Raw genomic sequence first — 20,966 nt, 5'->3', positions numbered from 1 at the left:
TCAGCCATAAAGCTGCTGCGCGCGTCCTTCGAAAGCCTTCACGATCCGCTGCATCGCCTCGTAGAAAAAGAGGCCAGCCGCTTTTTGCAGGATAATGTTCTTGAATTCGAAATCCACATCGAAATGAACCATGCACCCTTCGCCGTGGTCCTCGAATTGCCAGTTCGATCTCATATGGCGGAAGGGGCCATCGAGATATTCGGTTTCGATTCTCCGACTCTCGGGCCACAGCACAACCCGGCTGCCGAAGCGTTCGCGAAATACCTTGAAGCTGATGACGAGATCCGCCTCCATCACTTGCGATCCATCGTCCTGCGGAGTGACCGAGCGCACTCGGGCCGCGGCTGTCCATGGCAGAAACTTGGGATAATCGCCTACATCCGCAACAAGATCGTACATTTGTTGCGCAGAATAGGGCAGCTGGCGTGTTTCGGCATGTGACGGCATTCAGTCGTGCCCCGTTTTTTCGTGACAGTGGCGCGCTTTTTCATAGACTGGCGGGAAAAGTTCAAGGGGCTTCCCATGCCGGAACACGCCCACGAGATCGTTCCCTTGCTGCCGCGCGAGACGATCGCGCTGAGAATAGCAAGCCTCGCACGCGAGATTGACGCCGATTTCGCGGGAACGGAACGTCTGGTCGTGATTGTTCTGCTCAGAGGCGCGTTCATCTTCGCGGCCGATCTGTCGCGGGCGATCACGCTGGATCAGGAAATCGACTTCATGGAAGTCTCGTCCTATGGCAATGCCACCAAATCCAGCGGCAAGATAGATATCCTCAAGCAAATCAGAACCGACATCGCCGGGCGCGACGTGCTTGTGGTCGATGATATCCTCGACACCGGTCACACGCTTGCCCATGTTCTGGATCTCCTGCGGGCGCAAAAGCCCGCGAAACTTCGCAGTATCGTGCTTCTGGACAAGCCGTCGCGCCGCGAGGTCGACATAGCGGCGGATTGGACAGGCTTTGAAATCCCCGACGCTTTCGTTATCGGGTACGGTATCGACTATGCGCAGCATGGCCGCAATCTGCCTTTTGTCGGAATGGTTCAGTTCAAAGACACATGAATATTCGTTGGCTTTTGCGCATGGCCCATTGGGCGCATAATCCGCCAAGTGAACGGCGGGTGAGGTTCGTTCTCGGCATCCTGGCGATCTGTCTTGTGGTATTTGCGCTGGAATATGTCTTTGGCTGGCCAGAGGCCTTGTCGCCCGATCCAAGAGGACGGTTATGGGCGCCATGACAATCAGCCGAAGTGCAACGCGACTGGTACGCCGTGTCCAGTGACGCACCGCAGATATCGCAGATGCCCATGACCCCGCGCATCATGGTGCTGGACTCGCTACGTGCCATAGCCCTCATCGGCATGGTGATTTTCCATTTCGTTTTCGACCTGGAACTTTTCGGGCTCGTGCCGCAAGGCACAGCGGGGAGTTGGGGATGGTCCAATTTCGCAAAGCTTGTCGCGGGCAGTTTCATTTGTCTTGCCGGCGTCAGCCTTGTGGTCGCGCATACCGAGACCCTGCGCTGGACGGCTTTCGCAAAACGTTTCGTCAAGCTGGTGCTTGCCGCGCTGGCGGTTTCGGTGGCCACCTACGCCATGATGCCGGGTCAGTTCGTCTATTTCGGCATCCTCCATGCCATTGCGACATTCAGCTTGATCGGACTTGCCTTTCTGCGCCTGCCTTTGTGGGTGCTTGCCATCGGGCTTTTGGGTGTCCTCACGGCCCCGGGTCTTTTCCGGTCGGACCTTTTCAACGCCCCCGCCCTGTGGTGGCTGGGCCTGTCGACGCAGCCTGCCCCTTCGATGGATTTCGAGCCGTTTTTTCCGTGGTTTGCCGCGTTTTTGCTCGGCATGATCCTTGCGCGATGGATCGAGGCGCGGGGCGGCTTCACGCGTGCTAAACGATACACACCCGGCAATCAGAACATGCTCTGGCGGGCTTGGCTATGGGCGGGGCGCAATACTCTGGTTCTTTATCTTGTCCATCAGCCCATCCTGTTCACCCTGATATGGGCCGCGACATTTCTGATCTGAACCGGGCAAGGCTCGAGCGATCAGAATGCCTTGAGCAAGCGTGTCGTTTCGGGATCAAGAAACCCTGCAATCGTCGCCTCGGTCTCAAGGTCGAGCGCTTGTCTCAGGGCTCCGACCGTAGTCTGGTTGAGCACGCGTTTCATCGCCCGGACCGACAGGATCGGCAGGCTGGCCAAATGCTCGGCGTGCTTATGGGCTTCGGTCAGCAAATCGGCATCCTCCACCACTTTCCACGCCACTCCGCAAGCCTGTAACTCAGCCGCCGAATAACGCTGCCCCAGAAACAGCATCTCCCGGGCCTTGAGAGGCCCGGTGATCGCGGGCAGAATTGCCGTGACAGCCCCCGTCACGAACAGGTTGAGAGAGACCTCGGGAAAAAACGCCTTGGCGCTTTTCGCCCAGATCGGGAAATCACAGTTGATCGCCCATTCAAAGCCACCACCGACCGCCCAGCCATTGATCGCGCCGACCACGGGTTTCTGGCCGAATATGATCGAAACCGTCGCGCGCTGGATCGCCGTGACCAGATCGCGTGCGCAGGCTTCGCTCTCGGGGTGCTGGTGCTCGTTGCGGTCATCCCCCGCGCAAAAGGCCCGTCCCTGCCCCGTGAAGATGATCGCGCGCGTCTCGGGATCGCGGTTGGCGTCGTCGAAAGCCAGCGCTACATCGTCGATCAGGCGCCGGTTCATCGCGTTCAGACAGTCAGGCCGGTTGAGCGCAATGGTCCGCACGCCGTCGCCCGTCATGCTCGACAGGACCGTATCATAGGTGAAATCGGTCATGAATAGCTCCTGATGACACGTTTGGTCTTGCCCTCGGTCACCGGCAATGTGCCGGGTTCCAGGATCGTCGCGCGGATCGTCGCGCCGAGCTTGGCCTTGAAGGCCTGTTCCAGCCGGTGTGCCAGCGTGCCGTCATCGGTCCGATTTTTGGCAAGTTCAGCGTGCACCGGCAGAACATGATGCGGCGGCGGCGTGTCCAGAACGATCCTGTAGTCGCCTGAAAGCTCGGCGAACTCCGACACGACGGCTGCGACCATCGTGGGGAACATGTTCAACCCGCGCACCACGATCATGTCATCGGACCGCCCCACAACGCGAAAACGCATGCCCGTGCATCCGCAGCGGCACGGCTCGGTCGCGTCGATCGTGATGATGTCCCCGGTGCGAAACCGCACCAGCGGCTGACAGTCGCGTGCCAGATGCGTCAACACCAGCTCGCCCGTGGCACCAGATACGATCTCGATGGGGTCGGTGGTTTCGGGGTTGATCAATTCGGCATGCAAGACGTCATGCGCCACGAAATGCAGCACGGTATCATGCGCGCATTGGGCGGCAAAATTGCAGAACACGTCCGATACACCGTAATTCGAATTGCGTGGCTCCATACCCCAGGTGTCGCGAAACCTTTGGCGATAGCTGGGATCGTCCAGACCCGCCTCTCCCCCGAAAAGCCCCAGTTTCAAGCCCAGATCGGCAGGTGAGAGGTTTGGGAATTTCTCGGCGATCACCCGCTCCAGCACCGAAGGATAGGACGGTGTGCAGGAAATCGCGGTGATCCCCACCTCCTGTATGGTGCGCACCAACAGTTCGGTCGCCCCCACGCCAAAAGGAACGACCGTGGCGCCGGTCCGCTCCAGCGTCATATGATCGGTCAGCCCACCCATCCACATCTGGTAATTCAGGCAATGCACCACCGTGATGCCCGGCCCCAGACCGGCAAGCGCCTGCGCGCGGGCGCCGACGATTTCGGTGATCTCGCAATCGCGGGCGCTCATCGCAAGGTTCATCGCTTGCCCGGTGGTGCCGGATGTGCGGTGCATGCGCGAGACCTTTTCGCGGGGGGCTGCCAGATAATCTCCGTAAGGCGGATGCGCGGGTTGCGACAGTCGAAGCCCCGCCTTGTCCGACAAGGGCATCTCGGGCAGGTCTTCCAGATCCGCAGGGGGCACCTTGCCGTCCCAAAGCCCTTGGTAGAAAGCGGAATGGGCCGCCACATGGGCGCTTTGCCGCGCCCAGGCGTCATGCCTGTGGGACGCAAGATCACTCAAAGCGATGCGGTGGCCATCGTGAACAAGGCTCATTGCGCCATCCCCCGTTTCCATAGATCCGTCAGCATATCGACCACTTCGCTGCGGTCTTGCGACAAGTCCCGCACCCATGGATCGTCGGTCACGAAAAGCGCCGTCAGATATTGATCGACCATGCCGCCAAGCGCATAAGCCCGGCGCATCAGATCAGGTCTCGAGCGCGGCGCCCCCTTGTCGGAGCGCATCGCACTGCTGACCACAGCTTCGATCCATTCATGGTTGAGTCGCTGGAACGCAGCGCGCGCCTCTGGAAACGCGTCTCCTGCTGCCACGAGGCTTTTCATCAGGGCCGGGTGCGCCTCGAAGACCAGCATATAGGCTTCTGTCGTGTTTCGCGTCGTATCCCCGGCACATCGCGCCGCCGCGCGCATTTGAAGTTGCACATAATCGACGAATGCACCCAGAACCGCGCCCACCAGATCGTTCCTGTCCTTGAAATAGAGATAAAAGGTGCCGTGCGCCACGCCCGCCACCTTGCAGATCGCAGAGACCGTCAACCGTTCCAGCGGATTGTGCGAAAGAAAGCTGCTGCCGGCGATCAGCAGATCAATCCGGGTTCTGTCCCCCTTGCGCAGCGTGTCGCGGCCTTGGGCCAGCCATTCGCAAAATCCATCGGCCGGCTTGCTGTTCCGGGTGGTGATTTTTTTGGTCGGAATCATGACATGCCCTTTAATACTGAAAATGATATCATCATCAGTTTTGTATTGCGTCAAGACGTCAGGGAAACCCAGGACTCGGGTCTTTGGAGCAGGTGACGGGTGCCCGCATCATCTGAGCCTTGCGACAGCGAAACAGCACGGTTCCCCCTGCCCGCCTTCACCCTCGTCCGCTATGAACCGGTCCCTTCGCCAAAGGCTCGATCCTGGCTTGGCACGATATCTGCATCGGTCTGCTCAACCCAACCTTGCAGAAGGCAAAGTGTCATGGAAGCGCCAACCCCTCTTGCGGCATCGAACGATACGCCCCCAGTGGTCGTGCCGCCCTTGTCCCTTGCGGCCCGAATGATGTTCGGGGGGTGAGCCATGCGGTACACATTGGCGATCAACACGGCCGACAAGACCTATGTCAATCCCGACGAAGTCATTCCTGCCAGCGCCTTTGGCGCCGAGTTTCTTGGATGGGAACCGTTCTCGAATTTTGTCGCGCGCAATCAGGAACTGAACCTGCCCCACATTCGCTGGCCTGGCGGTATTCCGGTTGAGGAAGGCATCAATGTCGATGGCAGCGCGGATGGGTCCAGAGAGCATGTCTTCGATCTGAAGTTCGATAATCTGGTTGAATGGGATCGGAATAATGGTGACCCGCGCGAAGGCATCAAGGAGATGTTCGCCTATGCCAACGAGACCGGTGCAACCTTTGCGATGGTGACCCCCACGGCGCGCTACGTGGAAAAAATGTTCGAGCAAGGCGACGAGGCTGGCCTTGCCCAGGCCCGCGCCGACGCGCGCATCTTCGCGGAAAAGCTGGTCTCCGGGGAATACGGCACAGTGCCTGCGGGGTTCACAATCGAAGTCGGCAGCGAATATTATGCCACCGGCATCTGGAAAAAGATGACATCAGACGAAAGCGGACGACCCTATCAGAAGGATCCCGGCCCGCTTGCCGAAAAGTTCGGCAAGGTCTTTGCCGCAGTTGTCGACGAAATGGGCGAAGTGTTCGCCGACCCCAACCTCAACGTCGATGGAACCGAGGTCAAGCTGGCCGTTCAACTGGCGCGCCATCAGGCCGATCCCAGCCAGAATGGCGGCGATTTTTCGGACAACTTGGATTTCATCGAGGCGTTCATCGACACTGGCGCCATCGACAAGGTCGATACGCTTCTGTTCCACAAATACACGCCAACTTTCGACAATATCAGCCGCGGCATGGATGAAGATGCGAACGGCTATCGTCTGGATGATGCCTTTGCCCTTTGGGAACAGGCCAGCGGCGGCAAGGAGTTCGAGTTTCTGGGAGGGTATCTTTCACCGTCGGCCGGTTCCGAAGAGCGGCTTGAGTACGGCGCACCGGGGCTGACCAACCTGTTGCAGGTGAATGCCCAGTTTCTGGCCGCGGGCATGGATGTCGGTACGGTCTATGCCATCGGTCACAGCAATGGCGGCTCTCTGGGCTGGCGAGATGAGCTGCTTGTGGGAGGCAAATTGTTCGACCTGATGGGCGAAAGCATCCCCGGCAAGTTTCTCTATGACGGGTTTAAGGACAATATTTCGAACGTGGCCGACCTTGGCAGGTCCTATATCAGCGGCAACCATGTAAACAGTTACGTGTATGGCAATGACGCCGAAGTGGCCGTCTTTCTTGCTGCCAGCGACTTTAGCGGAGACCAGCTGGATTACCGGCTCACGTTCGACGAAAGTTTCGTCGACGCAGAGATCACGCATCTCTGGGCCACCGGAGAGCAACTGTTTCATCCCGGCGACGGCGAGTTGATCGGAAGTTTTGGCGACTCGCTCAGTTACACGATCGACCTGATGTCATCCGAAACCCCCTCGAGCCTCGATGTCACCTTCGAGCATGATTACGAGGTGGTGCGCATCGTGCTGGAGAAATCCGAGCTCGAGACGTTTGAAACGCTCGTTTTGGATGCCCCCCTCGAGATGGCGCCCGTCGAGATGCTTTTGGCCTCGGCTGCGGTTTCGACCTCGGGCTCGGGCGCACCCGAGGATGACCTGTTGCTCGGAACCGATGCGGCCGACCGGATCAATGGCAAGCTCGGCAATGACATGGTTTGGGGCGTCGCCGGGGACGACACGGTAAAAGGTGGCTGGGGAGACGACAGTGTCGATGGTGGCGCTGGCGATGACAAGGTGACCGGGGACTGGGGCAATGACCAACTGTTCGGCGGGGATGGCAATGACGTCATTTTCGGCGGCGCAGGCGACAATGTCCTGTTTGGCGGCGCAGGTAACGACCGTCTTGTCGCCTCGGGGAGGCTCGACATTCTGGACGGCGGTGCTGGCAATGACACGTTCATCGCCGGTGCCGAGGCCACGATTCTCAAATTCACCACGGGTCAGACCATCGGCGCTCGACAGGAAGTCGATACCGTCCATGACTTCGTTTTGGGTCAGGATGTCATCGACATAGAAGGGTTGAATTTCTCGGATCGCGACGACCGTTTATCAAGTGCAGACTTCCTGCGTGAGAATGCGAGCATTCAAGGAAACAATCTCGAGATCACCCTGAGCAAGGGCCATACCGTTGTGCTGAAGGATCTGGTCTCGCAGCTTCCCGGCACGTCCGACGTTGTCGATTTTCACCAGATTTTCGGGACCTCAAACACCGCCAGTCCGGAAATCATCGAAGAGGTGCCCCAGACGCCGCATGACTGGGTTCATGCCGGTGAAGGCAATGACGTCATGACCGGCAGCGCGGGTTTTGATCGTCTCAATGGCGTGCTTGGCGATGACACCATTTCAGGCGGCGCCGGAGACGACACGGTGAAAGGCGGCTGGGGCAACGATCAGCTCGATGGCGGGTCCGGCGATGACCGCGTGACAGGCGATTGGGGCAATGACCTCCTGTTTGGTGGCAGCGGCAATGATACGATCTTCGGCGGCGACGGGTCCGACAGCCTGTTCGGAGGTGACGGCGATGACCGGCTTGTTGCATCGGGGCAGAAGGATTTTCTTGCAGGCGGTGCGGGCAACGACACGCTGGAAGCCGGGGCCGAGACGACGATCCTGTCGTTCACCGTCAACGATGCGCCATTTGGCCCTGTCGAGACCGATATCGTGCACGGCTTTACCTTGGGACAGGATTTTCTCGAGATCGACGGACTGGATTTCGACGATGAGAATGGCCAGCCATCTCGGGAAGAATTCATGCTCGACAATGCCAGCATTCGCGGCAAAAACCTCGAGATCAGGCTAAGCGAAGATCATACGGTGATCTTGAAAAACGTCACTCCGCAAATCCCGGGCGATCCGTCAGTGGCTGATTTCCAGCAGATCTTCGGCCTCGGCATGTCATCGTCACCCCCCGAAGAAGAGCCGGACTTCTTTGGCGGCTTGCTGACCCAAGAGCCAGCGGAGACCGGCGCGACATCACTGGAGCTGTTTTTCATGGAGATGACTGCGGGGCAGCTGGAAACCGCAGCACAGGAGCAGATGGACAAGGAAGCCGAAGACACGACCGTAAACGACCCTTGGGCCTTCCTTTTTGCGTAAGCGTCTGTATCGCGGGTGATTTACCAAGCCATGACGGGCCTGATCCAGCGACCTGGGGTCGGGCCCGCGTCACAGCACCCATCATCACGTCGGGATTTGTGGGAAAAGCAGTGGCGCACCCAGTAGGATTCGAACCTACGACCTTCGCCTTCGGAGGGCGACACTCTATCCAGCTGAGCTATGGGTGCCTACTGCTTGCGCAGTGTTTACGCGATCTGTCTGCGAGTTTAAAGCATAGAACAACAGCCTCGCAAACCATTGTTCGACTGTGTCGGACCAAAGCCCCGTCCACGTCATGCCCTTTTGCCACGCCCGACTAAACAGCAAATATCCAGCCGATCCATCCGCACAAGCGCACGACCTGGCGTATAGGTCAAAGCACATCGCCCTGCAATCCAAAATCCCGCCCTTGGAAGATCGGCTTGCACAATCCGCCTCATCCGGTCCTTATGCCTGTGAAACGAGATAAGGCCTCACCATGACCAAAGCCCCGCTGACGCTGCTGATCTTCCTCCAGGGTGCCGTCTCGGCCGCCAGCCTCGTCGTCGAGATTGTGGCGGGCCGGATGTTGGCGCCGTATGTGGGGATGTCCTTGTACACATGGACCGCCGTGATTGCCGTGGTTCTGGCCGGGTTTTCGGCAGGCCACTGGTGGGGCGGCCGGATCGCGGAACGTCCCGCCGATCAAGCCATGCGACATACAGGCTGGGCGCTGATGGCTGCGGCTTTGACCACCGCCGTTGCGGGCCTTTTGCTGCGCGGCAGCGCCGGTCCCTTGCTTGCGGTATTCACCCATCCTGTCTGGGCCATCACCGTTCTTTGCACCGTGGCGTTCTTCCCCCCGTCGTTCTTCGCCGGCGTCCCCGCGCCGGTCTTTGCGCAAATCGCCGTCACCTCATCGGACCGCGCCGGTCGCGCGCTTGGCGCGATGTTCGCCTCAGGGGCGATCGGTGCCATTGCCGGAACCTTGCTGGCGGGTTTTCTGTTCATCTCGTGGCTTGGCAGCGCCTTGACGCTGACGATCGTGGCTATCTGCTATGTCATCGCGGCGCTCATTTGCTTTGGGCTGGCCGGGCATGTCCAACGTGGGTTGACGGTTGGCGTCGCGGCCATCGCGCTTGTGCTGGCGGGCTTCGGTGCGACACTGTCCAGCCCATGTGACCGCGAAAGCCGCTATTTTTGCATCCGGACCGAGGATATCGCCGCGAACGCGGACAAGCCGGTCAACCTGATGGTGCTGGATCATCTGGCTCATGGCATCAGTGCCCGCGATCTACCGCGTGTGATGTTCGGGGATTATTCCGCCATGCTGGACGGAATCGCCCGGATGCGGATGGGAGACAGGCAGTTCTCAGCCTTCTTTGTGGGCGGAGGCACATTTTCGATCCCAAGAGCCTGGGCGGATCGTGGTATTGGCCCACTCACGGTGGCCGAGATCGACCCCGCAGTCACACAGATCGCCGCGCGTGATTTCTGGTTCGATCCCCAATCGGCCACGGTCCTGCACGAGGATGCGCGCCGCGCCCTGCTGATCCGTCCCGAAGCCCGATATGATGTGATCATTGGCGATGCCTTCACCGATATCGCCGTGCCGCCGCATCTCGTGACGCAGGAGTTTTTCGAACTGGTGCGCGACAGGCTTTCCCCCGACGGGCTATTCCTGATGAATGTCATCGATTTCGAGCATCGGATGGACACGCTGGCCGCCCTTTACGCCACCATGGACAGAGTATTTCCGCATGTGGAAGTCTGGACCGAGCAACGCCGCCCTGAGCCGGAGGAACGCATGGTCTTTGTGCTGGCGGCGTCGGCTGGTCCGGGGATGTTCGACAGCCTCGAGTTGCCCTCGCCCGAACCCACGCGCTACGGCGTGCTCGCCGACGGCTTCATCCAGTCGCTTGTCGCCGCAAAGTCTCCGGTGATCCTGACGGATGATTATGCGCCGATCGACCGGCTACTCGGACCGGGCTGAGCGTCAGCCGAACAGATCATGCGCCAGTTCGAGCGCATCGATCAAGGCATCCACTTCGTCGGTGGTGTTGTACATCGCAAAACTCGCGCGGCAGGTGGCCGTCACGCCCAGATGATCCATGAGCGGCCCGGCGCAGTGATGCCCGGCCCTGACCGCGACGCCCTTCTTGTCGAGAATGGTGCTGATGTCATGCGCATGGGCCGCCCCGTCCATCGTGAACGAGAAGATCGCCGCCTTGTCCGGCGTCGTACCTTGCACATTCAACCAATTGAGACCTGTAAGGCGCTGTTGCGCATAGGACGACAAGGCGTCTTCATGTGCGGCGATATCGTGCATGCCGACATCCATCATGTACTCGAGGGCCACGCCCAGACCGATGGTCTGCACGATACCGGGTGTTCCGGCCTCGAATTTCATCGGCGGATCGTTATAGGTGACAGCGTCCTTGCTGACCTCGCGGATCATGTCGCCGCCCCCCATGAAAGGACGCATTTCCGCCAACCGCTCGGACTTGACGAAGATCGCCCCCGATCCTGACGGTCCATAAAGCTTGTGACCCGTGATGGCGTAGAAATCGCACCCGATCTCATCGACATTGACCGGCATATGCACCGCAGCCTGACTGCCATCCACCAGAACGGGCACGCCCTTGGCGCGGGCACCCTCGCAGATCGCCTTCACATCCACCTTGGTGCCCAACACGTTCGACAGATGCGTCACCGCGATCAGCTTGGTTTTCGGCCCGATGGCATCCAGCACCTTTTGCGGATCAAGCGCGCCGGTGGCATCCACATCCACCCATTTCAGAACCACGCCCTGCCGTTCGCGCAGGAAGTGCCATGGCACGATATTGGCGTGATGCTCCATCACCGACAGGATGATCTCATCACCCGCTTCCATACGCGGCATGGCCCAGCCATAGGCGACCATGTTGATCCCCTCGGTCGTGCCGGAATTCAGCACGATCTGGTTTTCATCCGCGACCCCCAGAAAGCGCGCGATGGTGCCGCGCACGGCCTCGTATTTCTCGGTGGCGAGGTTCGACAGGTAATGCAGACCCCGATGGACATTGGCGTATTCATGCGAATAGGCGGTCGTGATCGCGTCGATCACCACCTGCGGCTTCTGGGCCGAGGCGCCATTGTCCAGATAGACCAACGGCTTGCCATTCACCTCACGGCTGAGGATTGGGAAATCGGCCCGGATTTTCTTGATGTCCAGCATCCTAGGATACCCCCATGAAAAGGCCGGCAACAGCCCCGAAGAACAGCGACAAACCGATGGTCACGCCAAGCAGCGACAAGATCAGCACGCCCACGGCCCTCATCGGGCTATCGAACCCATGCGCCACATTCAAAAGCGTGGTCACGGCCCATAGCCACCAGACGAACGCAGCGAGGATCATCAGCGATGTGAGGAAGGGTAGAACGAGCCCTCCCACAAGCAAGCCCAGCATGATCACGAAAGTGACCGCCTGCAGCCAGGTCAGTACGGCCAGCACATCTTCGAGTGGACCACGGCCGCCCATAATCCGGCCAACCCAGAAAAAGACAAACACCGTCAGGATCGCCCTGCCCCATTGCATCAAGGCAAACACCAGCGGCGCGCTATAGGCCGGCGAGCCCGAGATGATCTCGCCGAACTGATCCTGAGGCAAAGGCCCCAAGCGCATCAGGCCCGAGAAGACCAACGAGGTCATCACCGAAATCAGCGACAGGCCGATCCAGAGCGCCTGCGCGGGCAGGCGCAAACTCAGGATATATTCCCCGGCCTCGCGCGGATTGCGCAAAGTCAGCACGAACAAGGATACAAGTGCAGACGCCGTCATGTTTCGCCCCACCCCGCTTCACGCAGGTTCGACAGCCAGAACCAAAGAAAAACCACGAGCCACAAGAAACCCACCAGTTGCAACCCCGCTCCGGGGCCGACAAACCCGGCCACAAGACCATTGAGCAACACAAGAGGGCTCGCCGCCAGAAACGCCCAGAAAAGAGCAAGCCGGCACCGATACCCTGTCGCGCGCGCGCCGGACAGTTTGAGCACCATCAGACTGAACGCCGCCAGGACATAAAGAACCAGCGGCACGATGAACACCCAAGCCAGCAACGCCCCTGCCAGCAGCGAGTTCAGCTCCTGTCCTGACATATGCGCCTCACGCGCGAGACGCGGCCATTGGCCGACAAACACCACGACACAGCCCGCCATGGCAATCGCCAGGGACCTGCCCTCGTTTTCGGACAGGGACAGCAGGCGGCGCATGACGGCGCGCGGCCTGCGATAGCTGGCCGCGATATCTGAGGTTACGGGCATCAGCCGCGCCGACGCTCCAGCCAGCCTTCCAGCCGGCCGACGATTTCATCGCGCAGCCCTTCGTCCTCGATCTCCTCGACCGCCTCGGCCAGAAAGGCCAGCGTCAGAAGGTTGGTGGCGATGTCACGCGGCACGCCGCGGGCGCGCAGATAAAACAGCCCTTCCTCGTCGATCGCCCCCGATGTGGAGCCATGCGAACAGGCCACGTCATCGGCATAGATCTCAAGCTCCGGCTTGGCGTCGAACTCGCTGTCGCCATCGAGCAGCAGCGATTGGCTGATCTGATAGCCGTCGGTTTTCTGTGCGCCAGGCTTCACGAGGATCTTGCCCTGAAACACGCCGCGCGCGCCGTTGCGCAGGACTTTTTTAAAGACCTGACGGCTTTCGCAATTCACCGCATCATGCGTGATGAACACCGTGTCGTCGTGGTGGAAATCCCCATCGCCCACACAGGCGCCCGCGACATGCGCCTTGGCGTTGTCACCGGTCAGTTCGATAATGCACTCGTTTCGGGTGAGCACGCCATTGGCGGTCAGCGTGAAGGACTTGAACACGCTTTCCTCGGCCAGACGGGCAAAGACATGCGTCGCCGCACGCCGCTCGTGATCGCGGCCCTGCGCACGGACGTGATGAAAACACGACCCGTCCGCTACCTCGACTTCCATCACCTTGTTGAACCGCGCCGCCGCAGGACCGTTTTCGAGAACCGTGATCTCGGTGCCGGGATCCATCTTGATGACGTGATGCAGGATCGCGTCAGAAGAGGTCGATCGGTGGTGATAAATCAGGTTCACAGGCTTGCTGACCTTGCCGGTCACATGGATGACGATCCCATCGGTGGCCAGCGCGGTGTTCAGCGCGGCAAGCGGCCGTGCGACAGGCGTTTGACCGCGCTCTTCGAGAACACCATACAGATCCTTGGCCCAGTGGATATCGACCGATGCCGCATCCGAAAGCCGCTCGATCTTCACGCCCTCAAGCGACAGATCATCGCTCGCCTCGGCGTCGAAAACACCGTCCACGAACACGATCTTCAGCCGGTCGATGCCGTTGAAAATCGGGGTGTCGTCCGATTGGAACAATGCGGCTTCGGGCGCGTCGGTCTGCACTAGGGTTTCAGGATTGGTGTATTTCCAATACTCATCCCGCCGATGCGGCAGACCTGCATTGCGAACCCGCGCAAGCGCGGCATCACGCGCCGCGTTCGACCAGGCCGCACCGTCCGGGCGCGTCGCGCCGGACAGGCGCGCTTCGGTCGCGTCAAGTTTCGCCTGGGGCAAAGCCATCATGCCACCTCCGCCTTGATATCCTCATAGCCATTCTGCTCGACCTCGAGCGCAAGCTCCGGCCCGCCGGTCTTGATGATGCGGCCATTCGACATAATGTGCACCACGTCCGGCTTGATGTGATCCAGCAGACGCTGGTAATGCGTGATGACAAGAAAGCCGCGGCCCTCGTTGCGCAAGGCGTTCACACCTTCCGCGACAAGCTTCATCGCGTCCACGTCAAGCCCGGAATCCGTCTCGTCGAGAATGCACATCTTGGGTTCGAGAATTGCCATCTGCAGGATCTCGTTGCGCTTTTTCTCACCGCCCGAGAAGCCCACATTGACCGGCCGCTTGAGCATGTCATTGTCCATCTTGAGCGTCGCCGCCTTTTCGCGCACCAGCTTGAGGAAATCCGTCGCGCTCATTTCCTCGAGGCCCTTGGCCTTGCGCTGTGCATTCAGCGCCGTGCGCAGAAAGGTCATGTTGCCGACACCCGGAATTTCGACCGGATACTGGAAGGCCAGGAACAGACCTGCCGCCGCGCGCTCTTCGGGCTCCATGTCGAGGATATCCACACCCTCGAGCGTCGCCGAGCCTTGGGTCACCTCATAGCCGTCGCGCCCCGCCAGAACATAGCTGAGCGTGGATTTGCCCGATCCGTTGGGGCCCATGATCGCATGAACCTTGCCGGCCTCCACCGTCAGGTCCACACCCTTGAGAATGGTCTTGTCCTCGTCTTCCAGATCGACGTGCAGGTTCTTAATTTCCAGCATATTCAGCTCCTCGCTTTCAGTCCTCGACGCGGCTCAAGGCCGCGTCATCATTTCAATGATCGACAACAGCCGATCTCCGGGTACGGCCATCGGCATTACGTCAAACTCTGCCATACGCCCGGTCATCCTCGGTTCACCGACAAAGGCCTCGACACGGTGATAATGTCGGCGCCTTGCGTAATCATCCACGAACACCCTCACCGGGGCTTTCGTTCTGAACGCCGCCGCGAGCACGCAACCGGCGCGAAACCGTCCATCCACCAGCACCACGTCCGGCTGGCGCATCTCGGGCAGGTCCCAGACCTCCAGCGGATAACGCGCATAGCGCTGCCATTCGCTGTTTCCGGTCGGGTAGCCCCATTCCTTGGTTGGCCCGATATCGGACCAGATGATGTTCACCTCGGTGCCGGTGGCGGGCGGCGCCTGATGGAACCAGGCGCGCATCATCTCGGCCCAGGATTGGTCGCTCTCGACCGTGAAAACCTGCTTTCCGGGCATCTCTCCCGCCATCACGGTGGACCCGCCGCTGCCATATTCGAGGATCACGCCCGCTTGCTCGTAAGCATCGCGCAACCGTGCCGCCTCGGCCTCGGGCAGGGTCAGCTCGGGCCGCGATATGGTGCCGGTCTCCGTCATGCCCTGTCCAGCACCACCGCCGTGCCGCTTGCCGAAACCATCAGCATCGAGTCGCCCACCACCTCGTAATCCAGATCGACACCCACGACCGCATCCGCGCCAAGCGCCGCGGCGCGGGCCTCTAGCTCGTGCATCGCGGTATCCCGGGCATCCTGCAGCTTGGATTCGTAAGCGCCCGACCGGCCTCCGACGACATCGGTGATCGACGCGAAGAAATCACGGAACACATTGGCCCCCATGATCGCCTCGCCCACGACGATGCCGCGATACTCGGTGATCTTGCGACCTTCGATGCCATGCGTGGTGGTGATGATCATGACGCCGTCCCCGGGCAAAGCCTGTCGGCGGGCCTCAGCCCACCGATCCTTCCAGCGAAATCGCCACCAACTGCTGCGCTTCCATGGCGAACTCCATCGGCAGCGCCTGCAGAACGTCCCGGCAGAACCCGTTGACCACCAGAGCCACGGCCTCTTCCTCGTCCATGCCGCGCTGGCGGCAATAGAACAGCTGGTCGTCATCCACCTTCGAGGTTGTGGCCTCGTGCTCAACACGGCTCGAGTTGTTCTTGACCTCGATGTAAGGCACCGTATGCGCCCCGCATTTGTCGCCGATCAGCAGGCTGTCGCACTGCGTGTAATTGCGGCTGTTGGTGGCCTTGGGGTGCATCGTCACCAGCCCGCGATAGGTATTTTGCGCCTTGCCCGCGCTGATACCCTTGGACACGATGCGCGACTTGGTGTTCTTGCCAAGGTGAATCATCTTGGTGCCGGTGTCGGCCTGCTGGTAATTGTTGGTGATGGCGATCGAATAGAACTCGCCCTGGCTGTCATCCCCGCGCAGGATGCACGAGGGGTATTTCCAGGTCACGGCACTCCCGGTTTCCACCTGGGTCCACATCACCTTGGCGCGATCGCCACGGCAATCCGCCCGCTTGGTCACGAAGTTGTAAATGCCGCCCGTGCCATCCTCGTTGCCCGGGAACCAGTTCTGAACGGTCGAATATTTCACCTCGGCGTCTTCCTCGACGACGATCTCGACCACCGCCGCGTGCAGCTGGCTTTCATCGCGCTGCGGCGCGGTGCAGCCTTCGAGGTAGCTGACATACGAGCCTTTGTCCGCGATGATCAGCGTCCGCTCGAACTGCCCCGTATTCTCGGCGTTGATGCGGAAATAGGTGCTCAATTCCATCGGACAGCGCACACCGGGCGGCACATAGACGAAAGAACCATCCGAGAACACGGCCGAATTCAGCGTGGCATAGAAATTGTCGCTGACCGGCACGACCGATCCGAGATATTTCTTGATCAGTTCCGGGTGCTTTTCGATGGCCTCGGAGATCGAGCAGAAGATCACGCCGGCCTTCTCAAGCTCTTTCTGGAATGTCGTGCCGACCGAAACCGAGTCGAACACCGCATCCACCGCCACCTTCCGCCCTTCGGCGGGCGCATCCTCGGCGCCTTCGACCCCGGCCAGAATCATCTGCTCCTTCAGCGGAATCCCAAGTTTTTCGTAGGTTTCCAAAAGCTTGGGATCCACCTCGTCCAGTGACTTGGGCTTGACCGCCATGCTTTTGGGGCGCGCGTAGTAATACTGGTTCTGGAAATCCACCTCGGGGTAATCCAGCATCGCCCATTCCGGCTCTTTCATCTGAAGCCAGCGCTGATAGGCCTGCAGACGCCATTCGGTCATCCACTCGGGCTCGCCATTCTTTTCGGAGATGAGCTTAACGATATCTTCGGTCAGGCCCTTGGGGGCGTAATCCATCTCGATATCGGTGTTCCAACCATGCTTGTAGGTACCCGCCATCTCGCGCACGGCATCGACGGTTTCCTTGTCGACGCCTTCTTTGACCTGCATGTCATCCAGTGCCGTCATAGTGGCCCCCTCCTTGATGTATTACGCCGCACGGGCGCGATGTCTGTTCAGGTGCTTCAGCCAGCTTTCGGCGAAGCGTGTCACGTCGTTGCGGGTCGTTTCCGGCCCAAGCGAAACACGCACGGCGCATCCCGCATCCGCCCCGCTAAAGCCCATGGCCTGCAGCACAACGCTGCTTCTGACCTTGCCGCTGGAACAGGCCGACCCCGCCGATATCGCGAAACCCGCCAGATCCATCGCCATCACCTGCGTTTCGCCCTTCCATCCCGGAGTGATGAAACACGACGTGTTGGGCAACCGAGCGCTGTCTTTCCCGACAAAAATAGTCTCATTTGAGCCGGCTGCAATGATATTTTCTAGAATCTTTCTAAATTCGGCAATCCGGTCCCATGTCCCGGTGGCGATATCTTCGACCGCTGCTTTAGCTGCGGCTCCGAAACCCGCGATTCCAATAACATTTTCGGTTCCGGACCTGCGGCCCATCTCTTGGCCGCCGCCCCGGATCTGCGCCTCCAGATCGGTGCCGCGCTTCACGATCAGGGCACCCACACCCTTTGGCCCACCCAGCTTGTGCGCCGCACTCAGCGCCATGCGGCATCCCGACCAGTTGAACGCCACGGGCAGCTTGCCGAATGCCTGCGTCATGTCGCTGACTTCAAGTCCCTCGGGCAAGTCCTGAATCACCCCGGTTTCGGAATTGGCCTTCTGCAGGACGGATTGCCCGGGCGACTTGACCGTAACGCGCCCCTGCGCATCGACCGGAAGATCCGGCTCGATCCATGCCTTGACCGCATCATGCTCGACCGCCGCCCCATGCAGCCCGCGCCCTGCACAGGCCAGCGCTGCCGCTTCCGTCGCCCCCGAGGTGAAGATCACGTCCGCGCCCTCTGCCCCGAACGCCGCCGCGACCTGTTCTCTCGCGCGTTCGACAAGCGCCTTGGCCGCGCGCCCTTCTGCATGCACGCTCGAGGGATTTCCCACGACATCCATCGCCGCGATCATCGCGTCACGCGCCTCGGGCCGAAGCGGCGTCGTGGCATTGTGATCAAGATAGACGCGGCTCACTGCTCCGCCCTCCTTTTGCGTTCACACCGACAGAGCGCCATGATCGCCTTGGCGCGCATCACTCTTCGTCCACCACCGAAAACAGTGTCGGCACCGCCGGGCATGGCGCCAGCGTGTTAGACACCACATCGCTCAATCGGGTCTGGTGCAAGAAGACATAGACCTGCGCGCTCAGCGATTCCCACAGCCTGTTGGTCATGGATTGCGCTTTCGATCCGCTGGCCGCCCCCGAGGCCCCGGCCCCCTTCTGCAAGGCATTGACCGTTTCATCCACCGCCGCGAGCACATCCACCACGCGGATTTCGGATGCAGGCCGCGCCAGCCTATAGCCCCCGCCCGGCCCACGCACCGAGGTCACGAGGTTCGCGCGGCGCAATTTGACGAAAAGCTGCTCCAGATACGGCAAGGATACGTCCTGCCGCCTGGAAATCTCGCTGAGCGTGACCAGGGACTCGCCGTCCTGAAGGGCGATATCCACGAGCGCCACCATCGCATAGCGGCCTTTCGTACTCAGCTTCATCGGGCAAATCCCCTTGAATAGATTGACGTGACGCCATGCAGGGCTTATCTCGGCTGAAGCTTCCGGCCCCGGCGGGAAATTTAGAATAATTCTAAGGTGCTTGATCGATTTCGTCAAGAAAGTCGCACACCCAAACCACGGAGATACAGGCCCCATGCCCGAGGTAATCTTTCCCGGTCCCGAAGGCCGTCTTGAAGGACGTTACCACCCGCAACGTGAAAAGGATGCCCCGATCGCGATCGTGCTGCATCCGCACCCGCAATTCGGCGGGACGATGAATAACAAGGTCGTCTACAACCTTCATTATGCCTTCTACAACATGGGGTTCACCGTGCTGCGGTTCAATTTCCGTGGCGTGGGCCGGTCGCAGGGCGAATACGATCAGGGTATCGGCGAACTCAGCGATGCGGCCTCGGCGCTCGATTACCTGCAATCCATGAACAGCAATTCCAAGCATTGCTGGGTTGCGGGTTTTTCATTCGGCGCCTGGATCGGGATGCAGCTTCTCATGCGCCGCCCCGAGATCACGGGCTTCGTGTCGGTCTCGCCGCCGGCGAACATGTATGATTTCTCCTTCCTTGCACCCTGCCCGTCCTCGGGTCTGGTGATCAACGGCACCGCGGACCGCGTCGCCCCGCCTGCCGACACCACTGCGCTCGTGAACAAGCTGCACGAGCAGCAGGGGATCACCGTCACCCACGAACAGGTCGAGGGCGCGGATCACTTCTTCAAGGAGCCGCATATGGACACGATGATCGACACCGTGACCAGCTATGTGAAACGGCGCCTGACCGAAAACACCCGGTGACATCATGGGCGTGACCGAGGATCTGGCCGACGAACTGGCGCTCGATGTGCTCAAATACATTGACGCCACGGGAGATGAGCAGATCATATCGGACGTGGTCAAATTGCTGGGTGCCACATCCCAGACGGCCGAAGAGGCGTTTCTAACGTCGTTGCGCGTGCGCCGCGCCAACAGGAAGGCCCGTGCGCTGCTGCTCGAGCGCGCCCGGAAATTCGAGGCCGGGCTGGATAAGAGTGGCAAAGCCTCCGACGCAGGATGAGCCCTACGCCGCTCGATTCCCGAATGGCCTTCCTGATCGAGGCGTGCAGGCTCAAATCCGTCACCCGCGGCAATGATCTGATCGATCTCTCGCGCGCAGAGAACGTCGCAGAACACAGCTGGCATGTGGCGCTCTGCGCGCTCATCCTGACCCCGCCCTCCGCCGTGGCTCAGGTGACACCGCAAAGCCGTGATCGCGCCATCGCCATGCTTCTGGTGCATGATCTGGTAGAGATCGACAGCGGCGACCAGCCCATCCACCTGCCCCACGATCCCGACGCGCTGCGCGCCAGCGAAGAGGCCGCCGCCTTGCGGCTGTTTGCACTGCTGCCCGCCGATCAGGGGACCGCTCTGCAGGCGCTATGGGCCGAATTCTGCGCGGGGCAAAGCCCGGCGGCCCGGTTGGCGCGGGCGGTCGATCACCTGCAACCGATCCTGCAAGTGCTCTGTGCCGAGAGGCCCCGACCGGATCATCTGGGCGTCGTGGCCGACAATCTGGCGACGGGCCGCGCCCGGTGGGTCGTCACCGACTGGCCCGACATGGCCGCCTGCCTCCACGCCCTGCGTCACGACGCACCCCTGCCCTGCAGCACGCTGGCGCGCCAGATCACGTTTCTGGCCACCGCCGACCGGCTCAAATCCGTCACCCGTGCCACACCGATCTGCGACGGATCGCGCCATGAGAATTCCGCCGAGCACAGCTGGCATCTCGCCCTGTTCGCACAGGTGCTGGCCGATCATGCGCCCGATGGCGCCTGCCCGGCGCGGGTGACGCGGATGCTTTTGCTGCATGATCTCGTTGAAATCGATGCCGGCGACATGCCGATCTACGCTCAGGCCGACCGCGCCGCCATCGCGCGGGCGGAGATTGCGGCGGCGGATCGTATCTTCGGGCTTCTGCCTGACGATCAGGGGCGCGACATGCGCGCCCTCTGGGATGAATTCGAGGCCGCCCACACGGCCGATGCCCGCTTCGCCAAGGCGCTCGACCGGTTCCAGCCACCCAACCTGAACCTGGCCACGGACGGGGTCAGCTGGCGCGCACATGGCGCGACACTGGATCAGGTGAGCGACCGGGTCGGACAGCCGATACAGCGCGGCGCGCCGGCCCTTTGGGAGTGGATCGCCCCACAGATCGAAGCGTGGTTCGCCCGCCACGGCTGAGGAGCCAAACGCGCGGCCGACCG

22 protein-coding genes and 1 tRNA gene are annotated in these 20,966 nt (G+C 60.7%); 8 read left to right on the top strand and 15 right to left on the bottom strand.

All coding sequences use genetic code 11. From position 1 onward, the window contains the following. Positions 1 to 447, bottom strand: a complete 447-nt coding sequence (locus F3H35_RS11450) for a type II toxin-antitoxin system RatA family toxin (protein WP_149779717.1) — start codon at positions 445 to 447, stop codon at positions 1 to 3. Positions 448 to 522: 75 nt separating this feature from the next. Here F3H35_RS11450 and hpt point away from each other — a divergent pair, with 75 nt between their 5' ends. The 3 genes from hpt (at position 523) to F3H35_RS11435 (ending at position 2,036) form a co-directional block, all read left to right on the top strand. Next, positions 523 to 1,065: a hypoxanthine phosphoribosyltransferase gene (gene hpt / locus F3H35_RS11445; RefSeq protein ID WP_149779716.1), complete on the top strand. Its 543-nt coding sequence runs from the start codon at positions 523 to 525 to the stop codon at positions 1,063 to 1,065. Continuing rightward, a complete protein-coding gene (locus tag F3H35_RS11440; RefSeq protein ID WP_149779715.1) occupies positions 1,062 to 1,241 on the top strand; it encodes a hypothetical protein in 180 nt (59 codons plus the stop codon). The genes hpt and F3H35_RS11440 overlap by 4 nt, the downstream gene beginning before the upstream one ends. A 69-nt stretch (positions 1,242 to 1,310) precedes the next feature. After that, positions 1,311 to 2,036, top strand: a complete 726-nt coding sequence (locus tag F3H35_RS11435) for a heparan-alpha-glucosaminide N-acetyltransferase (protein WP_223228389.1) — start codon at positions 1,311 to 1,313, stop codon at positions 2,034 to 2,036. A gap of 20 nt (positions 2,037 to 2,056) precedes the next feature. On the opposite strand, the gene F3H35_RS11430 is transcribed toward F3H35_RS11435, so the two are convergent. The 3 genes from F3H35_RS11430 to F3H35_RS11420 are packed head-to-tail and all read right to left on the bottom strand — an operon-like array spanning position 2,057 to position 4,784. Beyond that, complete coding sequence (locus F3H35_RS11430) at positions 2,057 to 2,818, bottom strand: enoyl-CoA hydratase/isomerase family protein (protein ID WP_149779713.1); 762 nt, start codon at positions 2,816 to 2,818, stop codon at positions 2,057 to 2,059. After that, positions 2,815 to 4,119 (bottom strand): phenylacetate--CoA ligase family protein, encoded by a 1,305-nt coding sequence (locus F3H35_RS11425; protein WP_149779712.1) that lies wholly within the window; start codon positions 4,117 to 4,119, stop codon positions 2,815 to 2,817. The genes F3H35_RS11430 and F3H35_RS11425 overlap by 4 nt, the downstream gene beginning before the upstream one ends. Continuing rightward, positions 4,116 to 4,784: a TetR/AcrR family transcriptional regulator gene (locus tag F3H35_RS11420; RefSeq protein ID WP_149779711.1), complete on the bottom strand. Its 669-nt coding sequence runs from the start codon at positions 4,782 to 4,784 to the stop codon at positions 4,116 to 4,118. Before F3H35_RS11420 ends, F3H35_RS11425 begins: the two co-directional genes overlap by 4 nt. A 363-nt stretch (positions 4,785 to 5,147) precedes the next feature. Between F3H35_RS11420 and F3H35_RS11415 the strand changes: the two genes are divergently transcribed. Beyond that, positions 5,148 to 8,294: a calcium-binding protein gene (locus F3H35_RS11415; protein ID WP_149779710.1), complete on the top strand. Its 3,147-nt coding sequence runs from the start codon at positions 5,148 to 5,150 to the stop codon at positions 8,292 to 8,294. Positions 8,295 to 8,405: 111 nt separating this feature from the next. On the opposite strand, the gene F3H35_RS11410 is transcribed toward F3H35_RS11415, so the two are convergent. Then, positions 8,406 to 8,482 (bottom strand) — tRNA-Arg (locus tag F3H35_RS11410). 290 nt (positions 8,483 to 8,772) lie between these two features. On the opposite strand from F3H35_RS11410, the gene F3H35_RS11405 reads away from it, so the two are divergent. Next, complete coding sequence (locus F3H35_RS11405) at positions 8,773 to 10,266, top strand: fused MFS/spermidine synthase (RefSeq protein ID WP_149779709.1); 1,494 nt, start codon at positions 8,773 to 8,775, stop codon at positions 10,264 to 10,266. Between the two features lie 3 nt (positions 10,267 to 10,269). On the opposite strand, the gene F3H35_RS11400 is transcribed toward F3H35_RS11405, so the two are convergent. The 10 genes from F3H35_RS11400 to F3H35_RS11355 are packed head-to-tail and all read right to left on the bottom strand — an operon-like array spanning position 10,270 to position 18,713. After that, entirely contained in the window at positions 10,270 to 11,490 is a 1,221-nt protein-coding gene (locus F3H35_RS11400) for a cysteine desulfurase (RefSeq protein ID WP_149779708.1), read from the bottom strand. Position 11,491: 1 nt separating this feature from the next. Continuing rightward, complete coding sequence (locus tag F3H35_RS11395) at positions 11,492 to 12,094, bottom strand: Yip1 family protein (protein WP_149779707.1); 603 nt, start codon at positions 12,092 to 12,094, stop codon at positions 11,492 to 11,494. Next, complete coding sequence (locus tag F3H35_RS11390) at positions 12,091 to 12,576, bottom strand: TAF11 family protein (RefSeq protein WP_149779706.1); 486 nt, start codon at positions 12,574 to 12,576, stop codon at positions 12,091 to 12,093. The genes F3H35_RS11395 and F3H35_RS11390 overlap by 4 nt, the downstream gene beginning before the upstream one ends. Next, positions 12,576 to 13,862 carry a Fe-S cluster assembly protein SufD gene (gene sufD / locus F3H35_RS11385; protein WP_149779849.1) on the bottom strand — a complete coding sequence of 429 codons (1,287 nt, stop codon included), beginning with the start codon at positions 13,860 to 13,862 and terminating at the stop codon, positions 12,576 to 12,578. The genes F3H35_RS11390 and sufD overlap by 1 nt, the downstream gene beginning before the upstream one ends. Next, a complete protein-coding gene (sufC, locus tag F3H35_RS11380) occupies positions 13,862 to 14,617 on the bottom strand; it encodes a Fe-S cluster assembly ATPase SufC (protein ID WP_149779705.1) in 756 nt (251 codons plus the stop codon). The genes sufD and sufC overlap by 1 nt, the downstream gene beginning before the upstream one ends. A 33-nt stretch (positions 14,618 to 14,650) precedes the next feature. Then, positions 14,651 to 15,253 (bottom strand): hypothetical protein, encoded by a 603-nt coding sequence (locus F3H35_RS11375; protein ID WP_149779704.1) that lies wholly within the window; start codon positions 15,251 to 15,253, stop codon positions 14,651 to 14,653. After that, a complete protein-coding gene (locus F3H35_RS11370) occupies positions 15,250 to 15,570 on the bottom strand; it encodes a heavy metal-binding domain-containing protein (RefSeq protein WP_149779703.1) in 321 nt (106 codons plus the stop codon). Before F3H35_RS11370 ends, F3H35_RS11375 begins: the two co-directional genes overlap by 4 nt. A 34-nt stretch (positions 15,571 to 15,604) precedes the next feature. Beyond that, on the bottom strand, positions 15,605 to 17,128 hold the full coding sequence (gene sufB / locus F3H35_RS11365) for a Fe-S cluster assembly protein SufB (RefSeq protein WP_149779702.1): 1,524 nt from the start codon (positions 17,126 to 17,128) through the stop codon (positions 15,605 to 15,607). A 21-nt stretch (positions 17,129 to 17,149) separates the two neighbouring features. Next, on the bottom strand, positions 17,150 to 18,193 hold the full coding sequence (locus tag F3H35_RS11360; RefSeq protein ID WP_149779701.1) for a cysteine desulfurase family protein: 1,044 nt from the start codon (positions 18,191 to 18,193) through the stop codon (positions 17,150 to 17,152). A gap of 58 nt (positions 18,194 to 18,251) precedes the next feature. Then, on the bottom strand, positions 18,252 to 18,713 hold the full coding sequence (locus tag F3H35_RS11355) for a Fe-S cluster assembly transcriptional regulator IscR (RefSeq protein ID WP_149779700.1): 462 nt from the start codon (positions 18,711 to 18,713) through the stop codon (positions 18,252 to 18,254). A 154-nt stretch (positions 18,714 to 18,867) separates the two neighbouring features. Between F3H35_RS11355 and F3H35_RS11350 the strand changes: the two genes are divergently transcribed. Genes F3H35_RS11350 through F3H35_RS11340 form a run of 3 tightly spaced genes read left to right on the top strand, consistent with a single transcriptional unit; the run spans position 18,868 to position 20,943 of the window. Continuing rightward, positions 18,868 to 19,521 carry an alpha/beta hydrolase gene (locus F3H35_RS11350; RefSeq protein ID WP_007815456.1) on the top strand — a complete coding sequence of 218 codons (654 nt, stop codon included), beginning with the start codon at positions 18,868 to 18,870 and terminating at the stop codon, positions 19,519 to 19,521. A 4-nt stretch (positions 19,522 to 19,525) separates the two neighbouring features. Beyond that, the gene (locus F3H35_RS11345) at positions 19,526 to 19,780 is read left to right on the top strand and encodes a hypothetical protein (RefSeq protein ID WP_149779699.1); all 255 of its coding nucleotides are present in this window, start codon (positions 19,526 to 19,528) and stop codon (positions 19,778 to 19,780) included. Beyond that, positions 19,777 to 20,943: an HD domain-containing protein gene (locus tag F3H35_RS11340; RefSeq protein WP_223228388.1), complete on the top strand. Its 1,167-nt coding sequence runs from the start codon at positions 19,777 to 19,779 to the stop codon at positions 20,941 to 20,943. Before F3H35_RS11345 ends, F3H35_RS11340 begins: the two co-directional genes overlap by 4 nt. Positions 20,944 to 20,966: the final 23 nt, after the last annotated feature.

This window comes from Roseovarius litoreus (assembly GCF_900142765.1).
Lineage (GTDB): Bacteria > Pseudomonadota > Alphaproteobacteria > Rhodobacterales > Rhodobacteraceae > Roseovarius > Roseovarius litoreus.
Note: the sequence above shows the minus strand (reverse complement) of the source record. Positions and strands in the feature narration are given on the sequence as shown.

Excerpts from the sequence above, each read along its gene's own strand:
- F3H35_RS11345 (WP_149779699.1), top strand. The coding sequence starts at position 19,526 with ATGGGCGTGACCGAGGATCTGGCCGACGAACTGGCGCTCGATGTGCTC.
- F3H35_RS11370 (WP_149779703.1), bottom strand. The coding sequence starts at position 15,570 with ATGATCATCACCACCACGCATGGCATCGAAGGTCGCAAGATCACCGAG.
- F3H35_RS11395 (WP_149779707.1), bottom strand. The coding sequence starts at position 12,094 with ATGACGGCGTCTGCACTTGTATCCTTGTTCGTGCTGACTTTGCGCAAT.
- F3H35_RS11390 (WP_149779706.1), bottom strand. The coding sequence starts at position 12,576 with ATGCCCGTAACCTCAGATATCGCGGCCAGCTATCGCAGGCCGCGCGCC.
- F3H35_RS11415 (WP_149779710.1), top strand. The coding sequence starts at position 5,148 with ATGCGGTACACATTGGCGATCAACACGGCCGACAAGACCTATGTCAAT.
- F3H35_RS11430 (WP_149779713.1), bottom strand. The coding sequence starts at position 2,818 with ATGACCGATTTCACCTATGATACGGTCCTGTCGAGCATGACGGGCGAC.
- F3H35_RS11440 (WP_149779715.1), top strand. The coding sequence starts at position 1,062 with ATGAATATTCGTTGGCTTTTGCGCATGGCCCATTGGGCGCATAATCCG.
- sufB (WP_149779702.1), bottom strand. The coding sequence starts at position 17,128 with ATGACGGCACTGGATGACATGCAGGTCAAAGAAGGCGTCGACAAGGAA.
- F3H35_RS11420 (WP_149779711.1), bottom strand. The coding sequence starts at position 4,784 with ATGATTCCGACCAAAAAAATCACCACCCGGAACAGCAAGCCGGCCGAT.
- sufD (WP_149779849.1), bottom strand. The coding sequence starts at position 13,862 with ATGGCTTTGCCCCAGGCGAAACTTGACGCGACCGAAGCGCGCCTGTCC.
- sufC (WP_149779705.1), bottom strand. The coding sequence starts at position 14,617 with ATGCTGGAAATTAAGAACCTGCACGTCGATCTGGAAGACGAGGACAAG.
- F3H35_RS11425 (WP_149779712.1), bottom strand. The coding sequence starts at position 4,119 with ATGAGCCTTGTTCACGATGGCCACCGCATCGCTTTGAGTGATCTTGCG.
- F3H35_RS11405 (WP_149779709.1), top strand. The coding sequence starts at position 8,773 with ATGACCAAAGCCCCGCTGACGCTGCTGATCTTCCTCCAGGGTGCCGTC.
- F3H35_RS11400 (WP_149779708.1), bottom strand. The coding sequence starts at position 11,490 with ATGCTGGACATCAAGAAAATCCGGGCCGATTTCCCAATCCTCAGCCGT.
- F3H35_RS11355 (WP_149779700.1), bottom strand. The coding sequence starts at position 18,713 with ATGAAGCTGAGTACGAAAGGCCGCTATGCGATGGTGGCGCTCGTGGAT.
- F3H35_RS11375 (WP_149779704.1), bottom strand. The coding sequence starts at position 15,253 with ATGACGGAGACCGGCACCATATCGCGGCCCGAGCTGACCCTGCCCGAG.
- F3H35_RS11340 (WP_223228388.1), top strand. The coding sequence starts at position 19,777 with ATGAGCCCTACGCCGCTCGATTCCCGAATGGCCTTCCTGATCGAGGCG.
- F3H35_RS11435 (WP_223228389.1), top strand. The coding sequence starts at position 1,311 with ATGACCCCGCGCATCATGGTGCTGGACTCGCTACGTGCCATAGCCCTC.
- hpt (WP_149779716.1), top strand. The coding sequence starts at position 523 with ATGCCGGAACACGCCCACGAGATCGTTCCCTTGCTGCCGCGCGAGACG.
- F3H35_RS11450 (WP_149779717.1), bottom strand. The coding sequence starts at position 447 with ATGCCGTCACATGCCGAAACACGCCAGCTGCCCTATTCTGCGCAACAA.
- F3H35_RS11350 (WP_007815456.1), top strand. The coding sequence starts at position 18,868 with ATGCCCGAGGTAATCTTTCCCGGTCCCGAAGGCCGTCTTGAAGGACGT.